The 18657-nt window shown below is 70.6% G+C and carries 21 protein-coding genes and 1 pseudogene; 14 read left to right on the forward strand and 8 right to left on the reverse strand.

The annotated features are described in order from the left end of the window. Positions 1–30 precede the first annotated feature (30 nt). Positions 31–852 carry an alpha/beta fold hydrolase gene (locus QSK26_RS12250; RefSeq protein ID WP_285775192.1) on the forward strand — a complete coding sequence of 274 codons (822 nt, stop codon included), beginning with the start codon at positions 31–33 and terminating at the stop codon, positions 850–852. Positions 853–885: 33 nt separating this feature from the next. Here QSK26_RS12250 and QSK26_RS12255 read toward each other — a convergent pair whose 3' ends face one another. Then, positions 886–2871 (reverse strand): thioredoxin domain-containing protein, encoded by a 1986-nt coding sequence (locus QSK26_RS12255; RefSeq protein ID WP_285775193.1) that lies wholly within the window; start codon positions 2869–2871, stop codon positions 886–888. Positions 2872–2918: 47 nt separating this feature from the next. On the opposite strand from QSK26_RS12255, the gene QSK26_RS12260 reads away from it, so the two are divergent. Beyond that, positions 2919–4067 carry a hypothetical protein gene (locus tag QSK26_RS12260; RefSeq protein ID WP_285775194.1) on the forward strand — a complete coding sequence of 383 codons (1149 nt, stop codon included), beginning with the start codon at positions 2919–2921 and terminating at the stop codon, positions 4065–4067. A 55-nt stretch (positions 4068–4122) separates the two neighbouring features. Here QSK26_RS12260 and QSK26_RS12265 read toward each other — a convergent pair whose 3' ends face one another. The 3 genes from QSK26_RS12265 to mca form a co-directional block, all read right to left on the reverse strand. Next, entirely contained in the window at positions 4123–4440 is a 318-nt protein-coding gene (locus QSK26_RS12265; RefSeq protein WP_285775195.1) for a GNAT family N-acetyltransferase, read from the reverse strand. Positions 4441–4450: 10 nt separating this feature from the next. Continuing rightward, positions 4451–4648: a hypothetical protein gene (locus QSK26_RS12270; protein WP_285775196.1), complete on the reverse strand. Its 198-nt coding sequence runs from the start codon at positions 4646–4648 to the stop codon at positions 4451–4453. Between the two features lie 76 nt (positions 4649–4724). Further along, on the reverse strand, positions 4725–5609 hold the full coding sequence (gene mca, locus QSK26_RS12275) for a mycothiol conjugate amidase Mca (RefSeq protein ID WP_285775197.1): 885 nt from the start codon (positions 5607–5609) through the stop codon (positions 4725–4727). 150 nt (positions 5610–5759) lie between these two features. Between mca and QSK26_RS12280 the strand changes: the two genes are divergently transcribed. From QSK26_RS12280 to QSK26_RS12310, 7 genes are all read left to right on the forward strand, one after another. Then, positions 5760–6200 (forward strand): DUF4307 domain-containing protein, encoded by a 441-nt coding sequence (locus tag QSK26_RS12280; RefSeq protein WP_285775198.1) that lies wholly within the window; start codon positions 5760–5762, stop codon positions 6198–6200. 110 nt (positions 6201–6310) lie between these two features. Further along, entirely contained in the window at positions 6311–6811 is a 501-nt protein-coding gene (gene greA, locus QSK26_RS12285) for a transcription elongation factor GreA (protein ID WP_285775199.1), read from the forward strand. Positions 6812–6992: 181 nt separating this feature from the next. Next, a complete protein-coding gene (locus QSK26_RS12290) occupies positions 6993–8360 on the forward strand; it encodes a C40 family peptidase (RefSeq protein WP_285775200.1) in 1368 nt (455 codons plus the stop codon). Positions 8361–8447: 87 nt separating this feature from the next. Beyond that, positions 8448–8957, forward strand: a complete 510-nt coding sequence (abmR, locus tag QSK26_RS12295; RefSeq protein WP_285775201.1) for an ATP-binding transcription factor AbmR — start codon at positions 8448–8450, stop codon at positions 8955–8957. A 420-nt stretch (positions 8958–9377) separates the two neighbouring features. Continuing rightward, positions 9378–11171, forward strand: coding sequence for a phosphoenolpyruvate carboxykinase (GTP) (locus QSK26_RS12300; RefSeq protein ID WP_285775202.1), 1794 nt, complete (start codon positions 9378–9380; stop codon positions 11169–11171). Between the two features lie 181 nt (positions 11172–11352). After that, entirely contained in the window at positions 11353–12198 is an 846-nt protein-coding gene (locus QSK26_RS12305; protein WP_285775203.1) for an MbnB/TglH/ChrH family RiPP precursor modification enzyme, read from the forward strand. Between the two features lie 121 nt (positions 12199–12319). After that, positions 12320–12685 carry an SCO6045 C-terminal-like domain-containing protein gene (locus QSK26_RS12310; protein ID WP_285775204.1) on the forward strand — a complete coding sequence of 122 codons (366 nt, stop codon included), beginning with the start codon at positions 12320–12322 and terminating at the stop codon, positions 12683–12685. 319 nt (positions 12686–13004) lie between these two features. Here QSK26_RS12310 and QSK26_RS12315 read toward each other — a convergent pair whose 3' ends face one another. Continuing rightward, positions 13005–13580, reverse strand: coding sequence for a hypothetical protein (locus QSK26_RS12315; RefSeq protein ID WP_285775205.1), 576 nt, complete (start codon positions 13578–13580; stop codon positions 13005–13007). Positions 13581–13876: 296 nt separating this feature from the next. Between QSK26_RS12315 and QSK26_RS12320 the strand changes: the two genes are divergently transcribed. The 3 genes from QSK26_RS12320 to QSK26_RS12330 all read left to right on the forward strand — a co-directional run bounded on the left by QSK26_RS12320 (position 13877) and on the right by QSK26_RS12330 (position 14964). Continuing rightward, entirely contained in the window at positions 13877–14098 is a 222-nt protein-coding gene (locus QSK26_RS12320) for a hypothetical protein (RefSeq protein WP_285775206.1), read from the forward strand. A 348-nt stretch (positions 14099–14446) separates the two neighbouring features. Continuing rightward, the gene (locus tag QSK26_RS12325) at positions 14447–14734 is read left to right on the forward strand and encodes a hypothetical protein (protein WP_285775207.1); all 288 of its coding nucleotides are present in this window, start codon (positions 14447–14449) and stop codon (positions 14732–14734) included. Beyond that, complete coding sequence (locus QSK26_RS12330) at positions 14731–14964, forward strand: hypothetical protein (protein WP_285775208.1); 234 nt, start codon at positions 14731–14733, stop codon at positions 14962–14964. Before QSK26_RS12325 ends, QSK26_RS12330 begins: the two co-directional genes overlap by 4 nt. Positions 14965–15070: 106 nt before the next feature. Here the strand turns inward: QSK26_RS12330 and QSK26_RS12335 are convergent, their stop codons facing one another. Next, the gene (locus tag QSK26_RS12335; protein WP_285775209.1) at positions 15071–15202 is read right to left on the reverse strand and encodes a hypothetical protein; all 132 of its coding nucleotides are present in this window, start codon (positions 15200–15202) and stop codon (positions 15071–15073) included. A gap of 121 nt (positions 15203–15323) precedes the next feature. On the opposite strand from QSK26_RS12335, the gene QSK26_RS12340 reads away from it, so the two are divergent. Beyond that, the gene (locus tag QSK26_RS12340; RefSeq protein WP_285775210.1) at positions 15324–16355 is read left to right on the forward strand and encodes a TIGR04222 domain-containing membrane protein; all 1032 of its coding nucleotides are present in this window, start codon (positions 15324–15326) and stop codon (positions 16353–16355) included. A 179-nt stretch (positions 16356–16534) separates the two neighbouring features. Here QSK26_RS12340 and QSK26_RS12345 read toward each other — a convergent pair. Then, positions 16535–16735: pseudogene (locus QSK26_RS12345) on the reverse strand (aromatic-ring hydroxylase C-terminal domain-containing protein); the annotation flags it as partial. Positions 16736–16951: 216 nt separating this feature from the next. Next, positions 16952–17503: an acyl-CoA-like ligand-binding transcription factor gene (locus QSK26_RS12350; protein ID WP_285775212.1), complete on the reverse strand. Its 552-nt coding sequence runs from the start codon at positions 17501–17503 to the stop codon at positions 16952–16954. Between the two features lie 289 nt (positions 17504–17792). Between QSK26_RS12350 and QSK26_RS12355 the strand changes: the two genes are divergently transcribed. After that, on the forward strand, positions 17793–18554 hold the full coding sequence (locus QSK26_RS12355; RefSeq protein WP_285775213.1) for an isoprenyl transferase: 762 nt from the start codon (positions 17793–17795) through the stop codon (positions 18552–18554). Positions 18555–18657: the final 103 nt, after the last annotated feature.

Consider the following 18657-nt stretch of genomic DNA (forward strand, 5'->3'; position numbering starts at 1 on the left):
GGATCGTCGACGGCGAGGGAGGGGCCGGGGATGCGGGTTCAGGTCAACGGGATCGGGCTGGAGGCGCAGGTCAGCGGTGAGGGGCCGGCGGTGGTGCTGGTGCACGGGTTCCCGGACACGCACGCGCTGTGGCGGGCGCAGGTCGCGGCGCTGAACGCGGCGGGATACCGGACCGTCACCTTCGATCTGCGCGGGTTCGGCGCCTCGGACCGGCCGGCGGCCGTCGAGGACTACGGGATGGCCCAGCACATCGGAGATCTCGCGGGCGTACTCGACCACTTCGGGGTGACCCGCGCGCACGTCGTGGGACACGACTGGGGGGCCGCGATCGCGGTGGCCTTCGCCGCCTTCCTGCCGGACCGGGTGCACAGCCTCACGCTGCTGTCCGTCGGTCATCCGGCCGCCTTCGCGCACGGCGGCATGGCGCAGCGGGAGAAGTCGTGGTACATGCTGGCCTTCCAGTTCCCCGGGCTCGCCGAGCGCTGGCTGGCGCAGGACGACTTCCGGGCGGTGCGGGAGTGGGCGGCCCACCCGGAGGAGGACGAGGTCATCGCCAGGCTGAGAGACCCGGAGGCGCTGACCTCGGCCCTCGCGGTCTACCGGGCCGTCCTGCCGCCCGAGGCGCTGCTGCTGCCCTCTCCCGCCATGCCCCGGCTCCAGGTGCCCACGATGGGCGTGTGGAGCAGCGGCGACCGCTTCCTCACCGAGGCGCAGATGACCGCCACCGGGGAGTACGTGGACGCGCCGTGGCGTTACGAGCGCGTCGAGAAGGCCGGGCACTGGATGCAGTTGGAGGCCCCCGAGGAGGTCAACGCCCTGCTGCTGGACTTCCTCGGGGACGACGCCGCCTGACCGGGACCCCGGGGCCTCGGAGGCCGGGCGAGGTCAGGCGCCGAGCTGGGACCTCAGCCCGGCGACCGTGGTGACCGGGGCCCGGCAGGTGAAGTGGTGGCAGACGTACGCGGCGGGGGCGCCGTCCACCAGCGCCCGGTGTTCGAGGAGCGGCACGGCGGGCGCGTCCGAGGGGATGCCGCGGGCGATGACCAGGCCGGGGTTGGCGGACATCAGCGCGGCCCGGTGCAGGGCGTCCGCCGCCTCGTCGCCCTCCGGACCGACGACGGCCACCTCGACCGGCCCGGCGATCGCCGCCTCGGCCACGGCGAGCCCCCACCCGGCGAACCGCGCATGCTGCCCGGCCAGCACCGACACCGTGCCGAGCGCGGCCAGGGCGGCGTCCCGGTGCCGGGCGGAGCCGGTGAGCGCGCCGTAGGAGAGCAGGGCCCCGGCGGCGGCGAACTGCCCGGACGGGGTGGCGTTGTCCGTGGGGTCCTGGGGACGCTGGAAGAGCCGCTCGGCGTCGTCGGCCGTGTCGTAGAAGCCGCCGGAGCCGTCGCCGAAGCGGGTGAGGACGACGTCGAGCAGCGCGCCGGCGCGCCGGAACCAGCGCTCCTCGCCGGTCACCGCGTACAGCGCGAGCAGGCCCTCGGCCACGTCGGCGTAGTCCTCCAGCACGCCCGCGTTGGGCCCGGCGCGGCCGTCGCGCGAGGTGCGCAGCAGCCGGTCGCCGCTGACGTGCACCTCCTCCAGCAATCCGGCCGCCGCGCGGGCCGCCTCGACGAGGTCGGGCCGGCCGAACAGCGCGCCCGTCTCGGCGAGGGCGGCGACGGCCAGGCCGTTCCAGGCGGCGACGATCTTGTCGTCCCGGCCCGGCCGTACCCGCTGCTCGCGGGCGGCGGCCAGTGCGGACCGCACGCGTTCGAAGCCCTCGGGCGGGTCGGCGGGCAGCACGAGCACCGACGAGCCGTGCTCGAAGGTGCCCGCGTCGGTCACCCCGTAGACCGACGCGGCCAGCGCGCCGTCCTCCTCGCCGAGCACGGCGCGCAGCTGGCCGGGCGTCCACGCGTAGAACTTGCCCTCCACGCCCTCGCTGTCCGCGTCCAGCGCGGAGGCGAAACCGCCCTCGGGGGTGCGCATCTCGCGCAGCAGCCAGTCGGCGGTCTCCAGCGCGACACGCCGGGCGAGCACCGAGCCGGTGGCCCGCCACCAGTGCGTGTAGACCCGCAGCAGCAGCGCGTTGTCGTAGAGCATCTTCTCGAAGTGCGGCACCACCCAGCCGGCGTCCACGCTGTAGCGGGCGAAGCCGCCGCCGAGCTGGTCGTAGATGCCGCCGCGGGCCATCGCCTCCAGGGTGCTCTCGGCCATCTCCAGGGCGTCGGCCCCGGCCGGCGCGCCGGACGCCGCGTGCCTCAGCAGGAACTCCAGCACCATCGACGGCGGGAACTTCGGCGCGCCGCCGAAACCGCCGCGCGCGGCGTCGAAGCTCCCGGCCAGGCCGCGTACGGCCTGCGCGGTCGTGGCCGCCTCCGGCACCGGCCCGCCGGGCAGCGCCGACCGCTCGGTCAGCGCGTCCACCACCTTGGCCCCCTGCGCGGCCAGCGCGTCCCGGTCCTCGCTCCACGCCTTGGCCACAGCCGTCAGCAGCCGCTGGAACTGCGCCCGCGGGAAGTAGGTGCCCGCGTAGAAAGGGTCGCCGTCCGGCGTGGTGAAGACGGTCATCGGCCAGCCGCCCTGGCCGGTCATCGCCTGGGTCGCCCCCATGTAGACCGCGTCCACGTCGGGACGCTCCTCACGGTCCACCTTGACGTTGACGAAGTGCGCGTTCATCAACCCGGCGGTGGCGTCGTCCTCGAAGGACTCGTGGGCCATCACGTGACACCAGTGGCAGGCCGAGTAGCCCACGGAGACGAGGAGGGGCACGTCACGGCGTCTGGCCTCGGCGAAGGCCGCTTCGCCCCATTCGTACCAGTGGACGGGGTTGCCGGCGTGCTGGAGCAGATACGGCGAGGTCGCACTCGCGAGGCGGTTGGCCATGAGTCCATCCTCCCGCACCGGCTCCCGGGGGCGTAGGCTCAGGTCGCGTGGATCTGGACTTCGTCTGCACCTATGCCGGCCGGCCCGCCAAGGCGCTGACCCGCAGGGACGTCGCGCGGGCGCTGCTCGCGGTGCCCTCGGGGGTCGCCCTGGTCGCGCTTCCCGAGCTGCGCCGGGCGTTCCTGGCCGCGGGCAACCCCCTGTCGGCGACCTTCTGGGACTCCGCGAAGCAGAAGCTCGGCGCCATCGAGTCGGGCGCCGCCACCGTGGGCGAGGTGCAACGCTGGCTGGAGGCCACCGGCACCGAGCCGATCCTGCTGACCCGCACCTACTTCGTGTGGCCCGACGAGGACGAGCGCGGCCCGGTGGCCGAGGAGATGTACGACCTGCTGGTGGCGTACCTGGAGGGCCGGGTGGCGGCCGGGGAGATCAGCCCGGACGCGCTGGCGGCCGAGGACGAGCAGGCCCGCCGGGCGTACGAGGAGCTTCAGGAGCGCTGGCTCAACGAGCCGCTGCCGGACGGCAGGGTGCCGATGTTCGCGGTCACCGACGAGCAGGACGAGAAGCTCTTCGCCGCCTGGGACGAGGAGGAGGCGTTCGCGCTGAGCGAGCTGCGCCGGGTGATGGGCGAGCTGCCCGAGCCGCCGCGGCCGGAGGCCGAGCTGCGCGCCGCCGCCGTACGGCTGCGCGGGCTGCTGGCCTCGTCCGGTTATCCGGGCAACATCCTGCGGGCCTGCGCGGGCCTGGACGACGAGGAGCCGCCCGCCGACGACGCCGAGCTGTGGCTGGCGGTCGTCGCCGGGGTGGCCGGGCCGATCTCGGACCTGCCGGAGGACGACGACACGGTCGAGGAGTTCACCGACCTGGAGGGCGACCTCAGCCCGGAGGACACGATCCTCGCCGCGCTGTGCGCCATCCACCACGCCGACTGGCTGGCCGCCGTGGCGGCGCTGGCCAGGCGCGGGCCGGGCGTGCTGGCCTCGGCGGAGCGGATCGCCCGGCTGATCGCGGAGTCCGAGGACATCGCCGGCGAGCCGGGCGATCCGGACGACGTGGAGGCGACCGAGACGCTTTTCATGCCGGTCGTCCCGCTGTGGCGGGAGCTGGGCGTCGTGGACAAGGCCGAGGTGCTGACGCCGCTGGGCTGGTGGGGGTTGCCGAAGGCGCTGGAGCGCGCCTGGACCCCGTCGGAGTGAGACCCGGTGCGGGCGGGCACGGCGGTGCCCGCCACGCGCCGCGGCGGCGGCTCGCTCAGCCGGTCTTCTCGACGGCCTCGCGGTAGTCCTCGGCCACCAGGTCCTGATATTCCGGGTGGCGTTGGATGTATCTCACGAAGAAGGGGCAGATCGGCCCGACGGCGAGGCCCGCGGCACGGGCGCCGTCGAGGGCTCCGGAGGCCAGCCGGCCGCCCAGGCCACGGCCTTCGAAGCTTGAGTCGATCTCGGTGTGGGTGAAGATGATCTTTCCGGGTCGTAGCCGGTACGCCGCGAACCCGGCGGGCTTCCCGTCCACGGTGATCTCGTAGCGGGACGCCTCCGGGTTGTCGGCGACCACGATCTCCTCACTCATGCTGATCCCTTCAGTGAGCGCCGTTGGGCTTGGGTGTGCCGTTCACCTTGCCGTTGGACTCCTGCTCGTTCTCGTGCGGGAGATCGATCTTGGAGATCTGCTTGTTCATCGACTTGACGAGCAGGTACAGAGCGATGCCGAGCCCGGCGACGACGACAAAGCCCAGCAGGCCCGGGCTCACATCGCCGGCGGCGGCGAGAATAGTCACCCGTCCAGTCTGCCATCCGCGCCCCCCGCCCCGCCGGGCGGGAGGCGCGGGCGCGCCTCCCCGCCGGGCGGCCGGGTCAGTTGCGGACCGGGGCGACGTCCTCGGCGTGGATGCCGGTGAACAGGTCGTCCTCGGGCAGCTCGGTGTCCACCAGGGAGCGGGCCAGGTGGTAGTCCTCCGTCGGCCAGACCTCCGCCTGGAGCTCGGTCGGGCAGACGAACCAGAAGCCGTCGGGGTCGATCTGGGTGGCGTGCGCGAGCAGCGCGCGGTCCCGGACGTCGAAGTAGTCGCTGCACGGCACCTTGGTGGTGACCGGCCACTTCTGCGGCCGGTCCTCCCAGCGGGAGATCCAGTCGGCGTACGGCGAGCCGAGGCCGCGGCTGGTCATCGCCTCGTGCAGCGCCTCGAAGCGCTCCTTGCCGAAGCCCATCTGGTAGTAGAGCTTGAGCGGCTGCCAGGGCTCGCCGGTGCCGGGGTAGCGGTCCGGGTCGCCGGCCGCCTCGAACGCCTCGACCGACACCCGGTTGGTCATGATGTGGTCCGGGTGCGGGTAGCCGCCGTCGTCGTCGTAGGTGAGGATCACGTGCGGCCGGAACTCGCGCACCGCGGCGACGAGCGGCGCGGAGGCGACATCCAGGGGCTGCACCGCGAAGCAGCCCTCGGGCAGCGGCTCCTCCTCGTTCTCCGGCAGGCCGGAGTCGACGAAGCCCATGAAGCGCTGGGACACGCCGAGGATCTCGCGGGCGCTCTCCATCTCCTGGCGGCGCACCTCGGTCAGGTTGGCGAGGACCTCGGGCCGGTCCATCTTGGGGTTGAGGACGGAGCCGCGCTCACCGCCGGTGAGCGTGCAGACCAGCACCTCGACGCCTTCGGCGACGTAACGCGCCATCGTCGCCGCGCCCTTGCTGGACTCGTCGTCAGGATGCGCGTGGACGGCCATCAGCCGCAGCGGTGCACTCACGGTGCCGATGTCTCCTCGGGGATCGGTCAGATCGCTAGACGGAACACTGGTCAAGACAGGTTAGTTTCTCCTGGGGCGGACGCGACGGGCGACACCCCTACGGGGGACAATTGTCTCGGATAACGCTCAGGGAGTGCAGGGAGATTCCGCATGGCCACCAGTGAGGCCGGGAAGGGCCAGTCGTTCACGCCCGTCCTGGGCACCCCCGACGACCTCCCGGAGGTGCCCGACCGCCCCCAGCGGCAGGGCCGGCTCGTCGTCCACATCGTGATCGGGGTGCTGGTGGCGATCGCCGCGGGCGGGTGGGGCTACGTGATGTACGCCGCGACCGGCGACAGCGGCGGGGTGAGCAGTCAGGTGATCAGTTTCGACGCGAGCAGGGCAGACTCGGCGGAGATAACCTACGAGATACATAAACCTTCCGATCAGGGAGCACTTTGCCGTCTGCGCGCGCTGGATACGGATCACGCCGAGGTCGGCAGCCGCGAGGTCACTATTCCCGCAGGTGAGGCATATGTGGTGCGCACCGAGCGAGTAAGCACCACCGCCAAGGCCACTGCGGTTCACGTCCAGTACTGCTATCTCGTATAGTGAGACATTTGGGGAAGCGTTCGAGCCGTTAACTTGTTAGCCTTTCGAAATTCGAACGTGCCCGATGCATCACTGAGAGCAAACCCCTTACGAGGAAGCAAGGAGAACCCGTGGCCGACTCCCACACCGAGAGCGTCACCTGGCTCACCCAGGAGGCGTACGACCGCCTGAAGGCGGAGCTGGAGTACCTTTCGGGCCCGGGGCGTACCGACATCGCGAAGAAGATCGAGGCCGCCCGCGAAGAAGGTGACCTGCGCGAGAACGGTGGCTACCACGCGGCGAAAGAGGAGCAGGGCAAGATGGAGGGGCGCATCCTCCAGCTTCGCCAGCTGCTGGACAACGCCCGGGTGGGTGAGGCGCCGCGCACCGAAGGCGTGGTCGGCCCCGGCATGACGGTCACCATCCGCTTCCAGGGAGACGACGAGGAGGTCACCTTCCTGCTCGCCTCCCGCGAGGAGAGCGGTGCCCCGATCGACGTCTACTCGCCCAAGTCCCCGCTCGGCGCCGCGATCAACGGCAAGAAGATCGGCGACAAGGCGACGTACACCATGCCCAACGGCCGGTCCAACACGGTGGAGATCCTCGAGGCCGTGCCGTACATCGGCAACTGACAGCATCCGCATCCGCCGGGGCCGGGTCCGGGCTCCGGCGGTTCTTCATGCCCGCGCCGGTTGGCCGAATCCGGTGCGTACGGATCACCCCGTTTTACCAGTAAGACGTGCGCCGGAGCGGGAAGTGCGGCATCCTCTTTAGGCACGCATCGGGGAGTTAAGGGCAGGAAGGGGTGGGATCGTGCTCGATGAGCGAGCGCGGGCCCAGGATCCCCGGCAACAGCCCTACTACGCCTACTACGCGCAGCTCCAGCCGCCGCCCGTGGACGGGCACCGCACCCGCCGCAGGCAGCGCAGGATCCGGCTGCTGCGCCGCGCGGTCCCGGTGATCGCGGGGGTGCTCGTGGCGGTCGTCACCGCCGACCTGATGGTGCTGAACGAGCTGTCGAGGCGGGGGAGCGCCGCGGCCGGGCCGCCGGCCGAGGTGGCGCCGCAGCGGATGAGCGGCGGTTACGTCGCGGCGACCGAGCCGGTGCCGAGCGCGTCGCCGCAGGTCGCCGAGCTGGGCAAGCTGCGCGCGCCGCACCTTTTCGCGGTCGCCCGCCAGCCGCTGACCAACGAGACGCTGGTCAAGGTCGGCAAGGTGGCCGGGATCAAGGCGGTGGAGATCGCCGACGCCGCCGAGGTGACGATCGACGGCAAGCAGGTGCAGACGCTCGGCGTGGATCCCTCGACCTTCCGCGCCTACACCCCGAAGCCCACCGCGCGTTCCGACGGGCTGTGGCGGAACGTCGCGTCCGGCGACATGGTGGTGTCCTTCGTGCTGGGCAACGACGGCGGGCTGGCGCTCGGCCGTACGGTCCCGGCCGGCGGGGGCACGCTCCGGGTGGGCGGCTACGCGACGATGGGCATGGGCTCGATCGACGCGGTGGTGTCCCGGCAGACCGGCCGGTCGCTCGGCATGCCGCAGAACAACGCGCTGGTGATCAGCGCCCCCGGCACCGATTCGGCCAAGGTGAGGGCCGCGCTGCTGAAGGCGTTGCCGAAGGGCTCCCAGGTGGCGACGATCAACCCGGTGCTCGTGGCGCCGAGGGGCGGGACCGGCCAGAACCAGAGCCAGAGCCAGAGCCAGGGCCAGAGCACGCAGGGGCGGCAGAACCAGGCCCCGCCGCCGCAGCAGCAACAGCAGAACTGGCCCACCGGGTCGCTGATGTCGGTGCCGCAGGTGGAGGCGATGCTGAGGGCCGCCGCCTCCAAGATCGGCCGGCCTTACGTGTGGGGGGCCGAGGGGCCGGACAGCTTCGACTGCTCGGGGCTGGTGCAGTGGGCGTTCGCCCAGGCGGGCGTGAAGATGCCCCGGGTCACCCACCAGCAGTTCGTGACCGGGCCGCAGGTGTCGCTCGACCAGGCCCAGCCGGGTGACCTGATCTTCTGGCGCAACGACCCGACCAATCCCGGGTACATCTCGCACGTGGCGATCTACTGGGGCGACGGCAAGATGCTCAACGCGCCGAGGACCGGTGACGTCGTCAAGATCGCCCCGGTCTACACGAAGAACCTCGCCGGCGTCGTCCGGGTGAGCCCACAGGTCGCGCAGAGCGTCCGCTGATCCCCGTTTCCGATCGGCTGGGTGTTCTCACCCGCCCATGTCGCCGATTTGCGATGTAATCTCGATTACATGGAAAGCGATGAAGCAGTGGCACAGCTACGGGGTTGGTTCGCGGGCCGGCTGCCGGCCGAGTGGTTCAGCGCGCCCCCTTCGATCACCCTCGACCGGGAGGAAGTCACGATCGTCGGGAAGCTGCCCGATCCGCAGCTTCCCGACGACGCGCCCGAGGCGGAGCGGGCCGCGCACGTCGAAGGGCTGATCCGGCGCTTCCGCGAGGAGACCAGGGAGCGGCGCATCGAGATCGCCCGCGAGGTGGAGCACCGGTTCCGCAGGAAGGTGTCGTGGGGGGTCTCGTGCGCGGAGGAGACAGTGATGTTCACCACACTGTCGGTCCCCGTCATGACCCGGCTCAGGCAGCAGGAGCGGCAGGTGCTCGACACCCTCGTCGCGGCCGGCGTGGCCCGCAGCCGCAGTGACGCGCTGGCCTGGTGCGTGCGCCTCGTGGGCCGGCACACCGACACCTGGCTGGCCGAGCTGCGCGACGCGTTGCAGCATGTCGACCGGGTCCGGGCGGCGGGTCCCGACCTCGATTCGTGAACGTGCGGTGTCCTCGGGAAGAACGGACAGCCCCTCCTCGTAGACGCCGGAATCCCGCCCTGCGCTGGGGGAACGGAATGGCCGGTGGACTATACCTCTGCCCCCATTGGTTTAGACCTCCGGCAATGGCCTAAACCACTGACATAAGCTGCTTTTTTAAGCTCGCTCGATCTGGGTAGATGCCCGGGATCGTCATGATGTGACCCGCGCTGACCTCACCGGAGGCCGTCCGGACGGGGGAGCGGGTCCGGCCGTGACAGCGACGAATCGCGCGAAATTTACCTGGCAGGAATGGCTGCGAAACGCTCGCACCGGATGTTCGACGGCATCCGAGAAGCCTTTCCAATGGTCTACGCCAATTGGATGGAACGCGGTTATGTCGTTAATGATGCTTGGGCCAGAGAGTGAGGAGCAGCCGCTGTGTCCGTTTCCGTTGAGGCACCCGCCCCGACAGTCCACGCCGAGTTGAGGGAATGGGTCGGCAAGATCGCCGAGCTGGCCCAGCCCGATCGGATCGAGTGGTGCGACGGCTCCGAGGCCGAGTGGACGCGTCTGACGAACCTGCTGGTCGAGCAGGGCACCTTCAAGCGCCTCGCCAAGCGGCAGAACAGCTTCTATGCCGCCTCCGACCCCTCGGACGTGGCGCGCGTGGAAGACCGCACGTACATCTGCTCCGAGAAGGAGCAGGACGCGGGGCCGACCAACAACTGGATCGCCCCCGCCGAGATGCGGAAGACCTTCGACGGGCTCTTCCAGGGCTGCATGCGCGGCCGCACGATGTACGTCGTGCCCTTCTGCATGGGCCCGCTGGGCGGGGAGATCTCCCAGCTCGGCGTGGAGATCACCGACTCGCCGTACGTCGTGGTCTCCATGCGGATCATGACCAGGATGGGCGAGTCCGCGCTGCGGCTCATCGAGCAGCGGGGCGACTACGTCAAGGCCGTGCACTCCGTCGGCGCGCCGCTGGAGCCCGGACAGCGGGACGTCCCGTGGCCGTGCAACCAGACGAAGTACATCAGCCACTTCCCCGAGACCAGGGAGATCTGGTCCTACGGGTCCGGGTACGGCGGCAACGCCCTGCTCGGCAAGAAGTGCTACGCCCTGCGCATCGCCAGCGTCATGGCCCGTGACGAAGGCTGGCTCGCCGAGCACATGCTCATCCTCAAACTCACCCCGCCGCGGGGCGAGGCCCGGTACATCGCCGCGGCCTTCCCCAGCGCGTGCGGCAAGACCAACCTCGCCATGCTCCAGCCGACGATTCCCGGCTGGAAGGTGGAGACGGTCGGCGACGACATCGCCTGGATGCGGTTCGGCGAGGACGGCCGCCTCCGCGCGATCAACCCGGAGGCCGGTTTCTTCGGCGTCGCCCCCGGCACCGGCGAGAAGACCAACGCCAACGCGGTGCGAACGCTGTGGGGCAACAGCATCTTCACCAACGTCGCGCTCACCGGCGACGGCGACGTGTGGTGGGAGGGGCTGACCGAGGAGCCGCCCGCGCACCTCACCGACTGGAAGGGCCGCCCCTGGACGCCCGCGTCCGGCGAGCCCGCCGCCCACCCCAACGCCCGCTTCACCACCCCGGCGGGCCAGTGCCCGACCATCGCCCCGGAGTGGCAGGACCCGAACGGCGTGCCGATCTCCGCGATCCTCTTCGGCGGACGCCGCGCCACGGCCGTGCCGCTGGTCACCGAGTCGATGAGCTGGCAGCACGGCGTCTTCCTCGGGGCCAACGTGGCCTCGGAGAAGACCGCCGCCGCCGAGGGCAAGGTGGGCGAGCTGCGCCGCGACCCGTTCGCGATGCTGCCCTTCTGCGGTTACAACATGGGCGACTACTTCGCCCACTGGCTGAGCGTCGGCCGCAGGGCCGGGGCCAAGCTGCCGACGATCTACTACGTCAACTGGTTCCGCAAGGACGCGGGCGGCCGGTTCGTCTGGCCGGGCTTCGGCGAGAACAGCCGGGTCCTCAAGTGGATCGTCGAACGCCTGAACGGCGAGGCGACCGCCGTACGGACGCCGATCGGGCTGCTGCCGGAGTCACTGGACACCGACGGGCTCGACATCGCGCCCGAGGACATGGAGCTGCTGCTCTCGGTGGACGAGGAGGTGTGGCGGGAGGAGGCCGCCCTCATCCCCGGCCACTTCGAGACCTTCGGCGACCACATGCCCAAGGAGCTGTGGGACGAATACCGGGCTCTCGTCGACCGTCTCGGCTGAGCTCGCGACGCACCCCCCGCGGGCCGGCCACCGGGCCGGCCCGGGTCAGGACCGGCCCCGCGCGGCCGGTCCCCGCTGCCCGTCCGTGGGCCGACCGCCAACGACGCCGGCGCCCACGGACGTAGACTGCCGGCCAGGCGCGGACCGGCGTACCGCGCGCAGACGGGCGAGGAGGCGGCGGATGGCCTTCGAGACGCCGGGCCGCACCGGCGGCGCGGTCGTGCCTTACCGGCTGGGAGTCGGCATCGGCTGGCGGCCGGAGATCGACCTGACCGTGGAGCGGCTGCCCGGGGTCGAGTTCGTCGAGGTGATCGCCGAGGGCGTCCAGCCGTCCCGGCCGGCCGACTCGCTGCGCGTCCTGAGGGCCCGCGGCCTGCCGGTCATCCCGCACGGCGTCGGCCTCGGCATCGGCGGCGCCGAGCCGCCCGACCCGGCCCGCCTCGCGCACCTCGCCGCCTGCGCCGAGGCGTTCGACTCGCCGCTGGTCAGCGAGCACCTCGCCTTCGTCCGCGCCGGCGACCTCGACGCCGGCCATCTCCTCCCGGTGCCGCGCACCCGCGAAGCCCTGTCGGTGATCGCGGACAACGTACGGCGGGCGCAGGCGGCCCTCCCCGTGCCGCTGGCCCTGGAGAACGTAGCGGCGCTCTTCGGCTGGCCGGAGGACGAGCTGACCGAGGCGGAGTTCCTCTACGAGCTGGTGGAGCGGACCGGCGTCGGCCTGCTGATCGACGTGGCCAACCTGTACAACAACCAGGTCAACCTCGGCCTGTCCGCCCGCAGGGCCCTCGACGGGCTGCCGCTGGACGCGCTGGCCTACGTGCACGTGGCCGGCGGCTACGCCCACGACGGCGTCTGGCACGACACGCACACCGCCTCGGTCCCGGACGCCGTCCTCGACCTGCTCACCGAGCTGTGCGCGCGGGTCCGCCCGCCGGGGGTGCTGCTGGAGTGGGACGACGCCTACCCCAGCGACCAGGCCCTCGCCGCCGAACTCGACCGGGTACGGGAGGCGATCTCCCGTGCCTGACCAGGAGACCGCCCCGGAACCCCTGTCGGAACCCGCGCCCGGACCCCTGCCGGGACCCCTGTCGGAACCTGCGCCGGACCCCGGCTCCGGCCCGATGTGCGGCCCGGGGCGTGGTGGTGACGTGCCGGCGCGCGGCAGGCTCGCCGAGGCCCAGCGGGAGCTGCTCGCCGCGCTGGTCGCGGGCGGGCCCCGGCCCGAGGGGTTCGACGAGGTACGGCTGCGCATCCAGTCGGCCAGCCTGATCGCGAAGCGGCGCGGCCTGGTGGCGAGGTTCGCCCCGGAGCTGACCCGCAGGCTCGGCTCCGACTTCGCGCCGCTCTTCACGTCCTACGCCCAGGGGCACCCCAAGCCGCCCGGCGGTTCCCGGGCCGACGCCCGCGCCTTCATCGAGTGGCTGGACCGCTGCCGGTCGCCCGAACGCCGGCACACGACCGGCCCGGTGCCCCCGCCCGAGCGGATCTCCCGCTGGCGCCGCTTCTTCCGCTGAGCCCTCCGCCCTGTCCTCCGCCCCCGATAGACGATCATGAACAAGGGCGCTCGTTTGGCTACGAGCGTGAACGAGCATGAGCGAGGACGAAGTCCCCACACCATGCCGAAAGCCTCAAAGTAAACGCCAGCGAGACTCAGCTTGGGCGAACCTCACACCGGCTTGATCCTCAGCCACAGGGGCCTGGCCTCTGGCGGCCAGTAATCCCCTCGGGCCCGGTCGGCGAATTCCTCGTATGTCACACCGAGCCGGTCGCGGGCCACCTCAAAGCGTCGGCGAGGTCAGCACTCAACGATGCTTCATGGCCTGCGGCTTCTGATCAGGGCCCTGCCCAGGCATCCCGGCCGTCCGCCCACAGCTCGTTGATGTGGTAAGCGAAGCGGTCGTACAGGCCATCGTCCTGGAGGCGGTGAAGATGCAGCAACGGAGAGTCATGGCCGACGAGCTTCGCAAGGTGGGGGGTCACAAGCATTTCGTCGTCGAACTGGAAGACCGACATCGCGATATGTTCTTCCCCGAAACGCACTTGAATACCCGGCACGTCCTTGAGCTGATCCAGTTCAGCAAGCGTGATCCGAATGCGCGTGGAAACGGTCAGAGGGACGTCCTCGATCTCCTCACGACGTCGAGTGACCTCACTGTCCGGATCTCCGAGGAGAAAACGGATGGTGCACCCTTTTTGCGCCTTCTGCTTGAGCGCCCGCGCGAGATTCGGATGTTCGAGCCAGAGGAAGTAGTTCGTATACCCGCCGAAGATGATATTGTTTTTCGCTGCTCCGATCAGGCGTCGCCAGACCGACTTGGGACAGGCTGACCGGTGCGGGTACACGGCCTGCACTTCCCGGTCTGGGCCGGTCTTAATGTTCGCGCGGATCGAGTCTGGCCAGAGCGTCATCTCGTCAACCCCCAAGGCATCTGCTGCGGCCCATCGGTGTCGGGGGTGTGGTACCCGGGCCTCATCGCCCAGCCAACGCTCCACCGTTTTGATGTCAACTTCGCACCGCTTAGCGAGATCCCTCTCAGTTATTCTCGCGGCGACCATTGCGCGCCGAAGAAGATCATTTGCCATGAAGGTCCCTCGTTCCAAGGACGTCAAGGACGTCAAGGACGTATGCAGAACGTACACGGAAACGTCCCTGACGTCCTCAGAACGTGGTGGGAACGACCAGAATGACCAGCGAGATTAGCCGCATGAGCAAGCCTCAGATCCTCGACGACCTCCAGCCGGTATTCCCCGACTGGGTCATCTGGAGGTCTTCGGCTGGCCAGCCGTGGGCGACGCGTAGGCGGCATCTCACTGACGACGAGCGCAACCTCGGACTCGTCCCCACGATCACCGGCCAGGACATGCAGCAACTGGTGGAAGCTCTGCGCGAGCAGGAACGCCAACCCGCGATGTCCAGCCTGACCTAGTCAGCGGGACCCACCGAGTCGCGGCCGGCGCTCGGCGGGTCCCTTGATCGCATGGAGGTGCGACCCAATGCCAAACCCTAGGACAACGCCGCTGTCCGGACAGCCCCCTGTCCGTGTCCATCCCCAGAATCATGATCCAGCGAAACGGGAGGCCGCGGCACGCCTCGACGCCCAGCATCCGGCCTGGCTGGTGCTCTACAGCCTCCACCGTCGCCAGTTCTGTGCTATCGCCGCGTGGCCGGCCCCGGAGCCGCTCACGCTGTGGGCGCGCACCGTCGAGGACCTCGCCCAGCAGATGCACGCGACGATGCCTGTCGTCCCCCGGCCGCGCGTTTTTCAGGACGCCCGATGAGCGGCCGGCAGGTGACGTCCGCGGTGTCGCACCTCACCGCTCTCGCCGCCGTGCTCAGTAGCCTGTCCCTGGACACCCAGATGGAGGACGGCGACGAGCCGAAACTGATCGTGACGAACCCACGGGCACCGCAGCTCAGCGAGTCCATCACCGTCGCCGCGGACCCTGACGGCGTGCAGCAGTTCTGGTGGTCGTGGCATAAGCCGATCGCCGCCGTTGAGAACCGGCACGCAGTAGCCATGCGGATCAAATTCGTCCTCACCCCCGCGAGGACGCTCCGGTGACCCCGGAGGAGGAGGCGCTTCACCTGGGCGTCCTCGACCAGACGTTCCCCGCGTGGCGGTTCACCGTCCTTGACGGCGGCTGGTGGGCCACGAAAGTGGACCCGCCCACGGAGAAGGAGAAGGCGTTGGGGATCCACGCGCAGATCCGCCGGGACCATCCGCACGCGCTCGTCTCAGCAATCGCCGAGCAGCAGGGCATCATCTCCGCACAGCGTGGCATCTTTGTCTGACGCTACCCCCCTCTGAGCCTCTCGGCGGGGGCACACTTCCCCCAGGATGCGCCCCCGCCGAGGTCCCATATGACGTCGAGCCCGAGATCAGCTGATTGCGATGCCATCACTCCAGGATGTGGACCTCGGCCGCGTTGCCGGGCAGGATCTCAACGCCCTTGGCCCTGTCCTCCGCCCCGCCCTTGGCCCTGACCTCCGTACAGAGCCCCGCGCAGACCGCTGTACTGATCTTCGGCACGTTCCCGGCAAGATCACGGCACAGATCGCCGGGCAGGAGAGGAAACTTCTGCCGCGCGGCGGGCGTCTACAAGACACCAGGGCACGCGCCCAGCGCGCCCCGCTGCGCAGGGGAGGCGGACGTGGAGATCATCCTCCTGTTGGTCACGATCACGGTTGCCGTGCTGGTAACGGGCACAAGGTCCGCCGCCACGCGGGAGTACGACAGGGTCCGCGGCGTCACCGCCGGGCAGTCGGGCCCGCTGGATCACTACCAGCTCGCCTACCTGGCGGGCGGCCCGCTCCGGGCCGTGAACACGGCGCTGGCGCTGCTCGCCCAGGCCGGCGCCATCCGCATCGCGCGCGGCGGCCGGGTCTCGCCTGTGCACGGCGCGCCGCCCTCGGCCGATCCGGTCGAGCAGGCCGTGCTCGACGAGGTGGCGATTTACCCCGGAGAGTCCCTCGGGGAGATCCGCCGTCAGGTCGCCGCCGGCACGGCGATGCAGCAGCTCCGCTACTCACTGGTCGGCCGGGGCTTCCTGCTGCCCGACGGGGCCTTCACCCCGGTGCTGCGGCGGATCGGCCGGCTCAAGGCGGTCTCGGTGGGCGCGATCGTGCTCACCGTGATCATCATGGGCCTGATCGCCGTCGGCACCGTCGATCTCACCATGCCCTCGACGGCCGCGATGCTCATCGCCGGCGTCGTCGGCATCCACGGCCTGCACACCTGTCGCCGCCTGGCCCGCGCCACCCGCAACCTCGTCAGTACGGCGGGCCACGCCGAGCTCTCCGCCGCCCGCCGCGCCCACCCCAGGACCGGGGGCACGCTCGCGCCCGACGTGGTCCTCGCCGTCCCGGTGGCCCTCTACGGGATCCAGGAGCTGGGCGACCCCGCCCTGGAGACCGAGCTCAGCCGCCAGGAGGTCCGTTCCACCACCGCCGGCACCGCCGGTGTGGCCGGTTCCTGCGGCGGCGGCAGCGCCTATGCGGGCGACCCCACGTACGGCGGCGTCTCCTACGGCGGCGGTTCCTCGCACGGCGGTTCCTCCCCCGGCGGCGGAGACTTCGGCGGCGGGTGCGGCTCCAGCGGTGGCAGCAGCGGCGGCGGTGGTGGTGGCTGCGGCGGCGGCGGTGGTGGTGGTGGCGGTGGCTGCGGCGGCGGTGGCGGCGGCTGACCCGGCGACTCCCGCCTCGGTCGAAGCTCCCGCTCGGTTTGAAGCTCCCGCCTCGGGTGGGGCTTCGGCCTCAGGTGAGGCTCCGGTCTTGGTGGAGGCTCCCGTCTTGGGTGGGGCTTCGGCCTTGGGTGAGGCTCCGGTCTCGGTGGAGGCTCCCGTCTCGGGTGGGGCTTCGGCCTTCAGGGGAAGCTCTTGTCCCAGGTGGAGGATGCGTCTGATCTTGGGCCGAACCAGGCCGTCAGGGCCTGTGCCAGGGAGCCGGTCGAGGTGGGGTCGCCGGCCCAGGCGACGTGGCAGTCGGGGCGGATGAGGAGGGCGGCGGCGGGCGGGTTCGCGCAGCGGGCGGCGATCACGTCCACCCGGCCCTTCCACCCGGCCGCGACGGAGGCCGACGCGGCGGGTCAGGGTGGCGAGGCGGATCTCGTCGCCGGTTGCGGTGGTGAGGGTGAGATCCGGGACGAAGCGGCCGGTCAGCGGGTGGGGGCGGGCGTGGCGGGCCGGGGACCCGGGCGTGGCGGGCCGGGGACCACTTCCGTCGGCGTGGCGGGCCGGGGCGCCGGGAGAGTTCGGAGGGGGAGGGCTGGTGGGGCGGTGGGTCAGCGGGAGGGGTCGGGCATTCCGGCGGCGAGCTGGGCGAGGGCCTCGCGGAGCAGCACGATGAGGGGGACCGGCGGATCGGCGTGCAGGAACCGCTCGGTGGCGACGTGGACGGCGGTGGACACGGCGGCGGCGACGAGACGGGGGTAGAGGTCCCGCTCGGCGTCGGTGCCGGTGCGCTCCGCCACGGCCAGGGCGAAGTCGCGGTCGGCGGTCACCATGATCTTCAGGTGGGTCTGGTCGGAGGCGGCCTCGGTGACCAACAGCCGGAGCCCGGCGAGCAGCTCGGCGCCGGGACTCCGGGTGACCCGGTCGCCGCGCCCCAGGGGTTCGAGCACGGCCTCAGTGATCGCCTCCCACAGCGGCTCGGCCGCCGGGCGGGCACGCAGCAGCTCGGCGGACCGCCGCATCCGGGAGACGTGCCGGTAGCCGACGGCCTCGTGCTTACTGGAGAAATAGTTGTTGAAGGTGCGCGGAGAGACCCCGGCCTCCGCGGCGATCTCCTCGATCCGCACGTTCTCCAGCCCGCGCTCGGCCGCCAGCCGGACCACGGCCAGCGACAGCGCCTCGCGGGTCGCCTGCTTCTTGCGCTCGCGCAGGCCGGGGGGCTGGTCGGATGAGGTGCTTACGGCACCAAGGTACAGGATTTTGCGTCTGACGCAAACTTTCTAAACACGCAATATTCTGGGTGGTAGGTCGTCGGGCGATGGGATTCTCCGGCGGACGGGTACCGGCTGCGTCGTCCGGTGGGCGGGGGAGGGGTGGAAGGCGGGGATAATTGCGTGTGACCCGGGCACCGCTCCGCCGTGGTTCGGCGGGGCCCGGAGGGGAGGATCTCCATTGGGCGTGCGCGATCTCGTCTACCGCCTGTACGAACACCGGCTGGAAGGCAAGCTCTCCGGCGACAGCATCCCCCGCCATGTCGCCATGATCGTCGACGGCAACCGGCGCTGGGCCCGTGCGATGGGCATGGCGGATGTCGCCCGCGGCCACCGGAAGGGCGCGGACAAGATCACCGAGCTGGTCGGGTGGTGCCGTGACGCGGGCGTGGAGGTCGTCACGATCTGGATGCTGTCCAGTGACAACCTGTCCCGCCCGAAGGACGAGCTTGAGCCGCTGCTGAGGATCATCGAGGATGTCGTCCAGGAGCTGGTGGAGGCCGGATGGCACATCAAACCCGTCGGAGCCCTCGATCTGCTGCCGGATCACACGGCCCATGTCCTCAAAAAGGCAAAAGAGGCCACATCACACCGTCCAGGGCTGATTGTTAACGTTGCAGTTGGGTATGGAGGAAGACGTGAGATCGCTGATGCGGTGCGCTCACTCCTCCAGGAGCACGCCAGCAAGGGGGCGAGTATCGAGGACCTCGTCGAGGTTCTCGATGTGGAGCACATCGCGGAGCATCTCTACACGCGCGGCCTGCCCGACCCGGATCTTGTCATCCGGACTTCGGGAGAGCAACGGCTCTCCGGCTTCTTGCTCTGGCAGAGCGCCCACTCCGAGTTCTACTTCTGCGAGGCCTTCTGGCCTGACTTCCGCAGGGTCGACTTCTTGCGGGCGCTGCGTTCCTACGCCGCGCGTCACCGACGGTACGGCACCTGACGCTGCACACGGGCTGGAAACGGCACGTGAACTCGTTGTTTCGGTCGTCCTAGACATATTGGGGATCGGGCATACAGGACGTACCGTTGGAAGTAGGCGGAGA

It is taken from the genome of Microtetraspora sp. NBRC 13810 (assembly GCF_030268685.1).
GTDB lineage: Bacteria > Actinomycetota > Actinomycetes > Streptosporangiales > Streptosporangiaceae > BSRQ01.

Bases quoted from the DNA above. Each gene is read 5' to 3' on its own strand.
- QSK26_RS12305 (WP_285775203.1), top strand. From the start codon at position 11,353: ATGGCCTTCGAGACGCCGGGCCGCACCGGCGGCGCGGTCGTGCCTTAC.
- QSK26_RS12280 (WP_285775198.1), top strand. From the start codon at position 5,760: ATGGCCACCAGTGAGGCCGGGAAGGGCCAGTCGTTCACGCCCGTCCTG.
- QSK26_RS12255 (WP_285775193.1), bottom strand. From the start codon at position 2,871: ATGGCCAACCGCCTCGCGAGTGCGACCTCGCCGTATCTGCTCCAGCAC.
- QSK26_RS12250 (WP_285775192.1), top strand. From the start codon at position 31: ATGCGGGTTCAGGTCAACGGGATCGGGCTGGAGGCGCAGGTCAGCGGT.
- QSK26_RS12320 (WP_285775206.1), top strand. From the start codon at position 13,877: ATGAGCAAGCCTCAGATCCTCGACGACCTCCAGCCGGTATTCCCCGAC.
- QSK26_RS12325 (WP_285775207.1), top strand. From the start codon at position 14,447: ATGAGCGGCCGGCAGGTGACGTCCGCGGTGTCGCACCTCACCGCTCTC.
- QSK26_RS12315 (WP_285775205.1), bottom strand. From the start codon at position 13,580: ATGACGCTCTGGCCAGACTCGATCCGCGCGAACATTAAGACCGGCCCA.
- QSK26_RS12265 (WP_285775195.1), bottom strand. From the start codon at position 4,440: ATGAGTGAGGAGATCGTGGTCGCCGACAACCCGGAGGCGTCCCGCTAC.